This is a genomic window from Streptomyces flavofungini (assembly GCF_041028215.1).
In the GTDB taxonomy this organism is placed as follows: domain Bacteria; phylum Actinomycetota; class Actinomycetes; order Streptomycetales; family Streptomycetaceae; genus Streptomyces; species Streptomyces flavofungini_B.
This window is the reverse complement of record NZ_JASKYR010000717.1, coordinates 1-3,474: the sequence shown is the minus strand read 5'-3', so window position 1 is coordinate 3,474 and position 3,474 is coordinate 1. Positions and strand designations below refer to the sequence as shown.

2 protein-coding genes and 1 pseudogene are annotated in these 3,474 nt (G+C 69.7%); all 3 read left to right on the top strand.

Annotation, left to right across the window (positions count from 1 at the left end; genetic code table 11):
- A partial coding sequence (locus AB8Z36_RS33100) for a 2-oxo acid dehydrogenase subunit E2 (RefSeq protein WP_369217083.1) occupies window positions 1-930 on the top strand: 930 nt, incomplete at its 5' end.
- Between the two features lie 139 nt (window positions 931-1,069).
- Complete coding sequence (locus tag AB8Z36_RS33095; protein WP_369217082.1) at window positions 1,070-1,693, top strand: GntR family transcriptional regulator; 624 nt, start codon at window positions 1,070-1,072, stop codon at window positions 1,691-1,693.
- A 344-nt stretch (window positions 1,694-2,037) separates the two neighbouring features.
- A pseudogene (locus AB8Z36_RS33090) lies at window positions 2,038-3,474 on the top strand (pyruvate dehydrogenase (acetyl-transferring), homodimeric type); the annotation flags it as partial.

Sequence of the window (3,474 nt, the reverse complement as noted above, 5' to 3'; positions counted from 1 at the left end):
CCGGCCGACGACGGCGCCTACGTCACCCCGCTGGTGCGCAAGCTCGCCTCCGAGAACGGCGTGAACCTCTCCGAGGTCACCGGTTCCGGTGTCGGCGGCCGCATCCGCAAGCAGGACGTCATCGCCGCCGCCGAGGCCAAGAAGTCGGCCCCGGCCCCGGCCGCCGCCGCTCCGGCCGCCAAGGCCCCGGCCCTTGAGGCCTCCCCCCTCCGCGGCCAGACGGTCAAGATGACCCGCATGCGCAAGGTCATCGGCGACAACATGATGAAGGCCCTGCACTCGCAGGCCCAGCTGACCTCGGTCGTCGAGGTCGACATCACCAAGCTGATGAAGCTGCGCGCCAAGGCGAAGGACTCCTTCGCGGCACGTGAGGGCGTCAAGCTCTCCCCGATGCCGTTCTTCGTCAAGGCCGCCGCCCAGGCGCTGAAGGCCCACCCGGTCATCAACGCCCGGATCAACGACGACGAAGGCACCATCACGTACTTCGACTCGGAGAACATCGGCATCGCCGTGGACGCCGAGAAGGGTCTGATGACGCCGGTCATCAAGGGTGCGGGCGACCTGAACATCGCCGGCATCTCCAAGAAGACCGCCGAGCTCGCGGGCAAGGCGCGTGGCGGTGGCCTCACCCCGGACGACATGTCCGGCGCCACCTTCACGATCTCCAACACCGGTTCGCGCGGCGCCCTGTTCGACACGGTCATCGTGCCGCCGAACCAGGCCGCGATCCTCGGCATCGGTGCCACGGTGAAGCGCCCGGTCGTCATCAACCACCCGGACCTGGGCGAGACCATCGCCGTCCGTGACATGACGTACCTGTCGCTCTCCTATGACCACCGCCTGGTGGACGGCGCCGACGCCGCCCGCTACCTGACCGCGGTCAAGGCGATCCTGGAGGCCGGCGAGTTCGAGGTCGAGCTCGGCCTGTAGTTCCGCCCGGCGAGACGCTGTAAGACTCGTCTCATCAGCGGCCGCGCCCCCGTCCGGAGTCCTCCGGGCGGGGGCGCGGCCGTATTGTCTAGGGGTCACACGCCCTTGGGGTCCCGATGCCCCCGCCGGAGGAGCCCACATGACCGCGCCCGTTGTCCACTCGCTGCGCGACCAGATCCGCGAGCACATCGTGGAGGGGATCGTCAGCGGGCGCTGGAAGCCGGGCGAGCGCATCGTGGAGCGCCGCATCGCCGTGGAGCTCGAGGTCTCGCAGACCCCGGTGCGCGAGGCCCTGCGGGAGCTGGAGACGCTGCGGCTCATCGAGTCGGCACCCAACAAGGGCGTGCGGGTACGGAATCTGACCGCGGCCGACCTCGAGGAGAGCTACCCGGTCCGCGCGGGCCTGGAGGCGATCGCCGCCGAGCTGGCGGCCGAGCGCCTCGCCGAGGACTGCTCGGCCCTCGAACCCCATGTGGCGGCCCTCTACGAAGCCGACCGCGCCGCCGACGGCACCGGGCAGGTCAGGCACACCGTCGCCTTCCACCGCGAACTGGTGCGGGCGGCGGACAACTCCGTGCTCCTGCACACCTGGGAGGGCCTTGGCATCGAGGTCTTCACCGCCCTGTCGATCCGCTGGCTCGGCACGGTCCAGCAGTCCTACGCGGAGGAGCACGAGGCGCTGGTCTCGGCCTTCAGGGAGCGGAATCCCGCGATCGCGGAGCTGGTGAAGGCGCACGTCCTGGGCTGCGCGCCGCGCGCCTGACCCATCCCGCCCAGTAACGGATGAGGACGGCCACCCCGGCGGTCGCCTTCCGCCGCGCGCACGGCCTCCCCCGGCCCCGCTCATAGTCGTCGTGACCCGCTCATACGCGCTCCCATCTGCGCCGATCCTTCGAATCAAAGGCACCCCGTGCCCACTTGGCTGGCACCGGATGCCTACTTTCTTCATCTGAAGAGATTTTTCCCTTCAAGCTTTGATCGATCATCGATCACGGGATTACAGTCGTCGACGGGCTCTGACCCGAGCCTCACGCCCTGTCCTGCCAGACACGGCACCCCCACCCCTTACCGAACAGGGGACCCCCTCCGACTCAGGAAGGCGGCGCAATGACCGACCCCTCCGCAATCCAGCCGAGCGAGCTCGACCAGCTCCCGGACCGCGACCCCGAGGAGACCGCCGAATGGCAGGCCTCCCTGGACGCCGTTACCAAGGCGGCCGGGCCGCACCGTGCCGCGTACCTGATGCGCCGCACGCTGGAGCGCGCCGAGGGCGCGGGCCTGGCGCTGCCCAAGCTCCTCGAGACCGACTACGTCAACACCATCCCCACCGCCGCCGAGCCGGAGATCGACGGCGACGAGGAGATGGAGCGGAAGATCACCGCGTGGAACCGCTGGAACGCGGCCGCGATGGTCACCCGCGGTTCCAAGCACGGCGTCGGCGGCCACATCGCGACCTTCGCGTCCGCGGCCTGGCTGTACGAGACCGGCTTCAACCACTTCTTCAAGGGCAAGGAATCCCAGGACGCACCCGGCTCCGGTGACCAGCTCTACATCCAGGGCCATGCCTCCCCCGGCATCTACGCCCGCGCCTTCCTCGACGGCCGTCTGAACGAGACGCAGCTCGACAACTTCCGCCAGGAGGCGGGCGGCAACGGCCTGCCCTCCTACCCGCACCCCCGCCGCCTGCCTTGGCTGTGGGAGTTCCCGACGGTGTCGATGGGCCTCGGCCCGCTCTCCGCCATCTACCAGGCGCGCTTCAACCGCTACCTCACCAACCGCGGCATCAAGGACGTCTCCGCCTCGCACGTGTGGGCGTTCCTCGGTGACGGCGAGATGGACGAGCCCGAGTCGACGGCGGCCCTCGCACTGGCCGCGCGTGAGGGCCTGGACAACCTCACCTACGTCATCAACTGCAACCTCCAGCGTCTCGACGGCCCGGTCCGCGCCAACTTCCGCGTGGTCCAGGAGCTGGAGGCCCAGTTCCGCGGCGCCGGCTGGAACGTCATCAAGATCATGTGGGGCAACGCCTGGGACGAGCTCTTCCAGCTCGACACCACGGGCGCCCTGGTCCGCCGCCTCCGCGAGGTGCCGGACGCGCAGTTCCAGACGTACGCGACGCGCGACGCCGCCTACATCCGCGAGCACTTCTTCGGCGCCGAGCCCGCCCTCGCCGAGATGGCCAAGCTGATCGGCGACGACAAGATCAGCGAGTGTTTCCACCTCTCGCGCGGCGGCCACGAGGCCCGCAAGGTCTACGCGGCCTACCGTGCGGCGCTCACCCACAAGGGCGCGCCGACCGTGATCCTCGCCCAGACCGTCAAGGGCTTCACCCTCGGCAAGGGCTTCGAGTCCAAGAACGCCAACCACCAGATGAAGAAGCTGACGGTGGACGAGTTCAAGGACATGCGCGACCTGCTGGGTCTGCCGATCCCGGACAGCGCCTTCGTCGACGGCCAGGTGCCCTACGGCCACCCCGGCGCCGACTCCCCCGAGGTCCGCTACCTCCAGGAGCGCCGCGCGGGCCTCGGCGGCCCGGCCCCGGCC

Excerpts from the sequence above, each read along its gene's own strand:
- AB8Z36_RS33095 (WP_369217082.1), top strand. The coding sequence starts at position 1,070 with ATGACCGCGCCCGTTGTCCACTCGCTGCGCGACCAGATCCGCGAGCAC.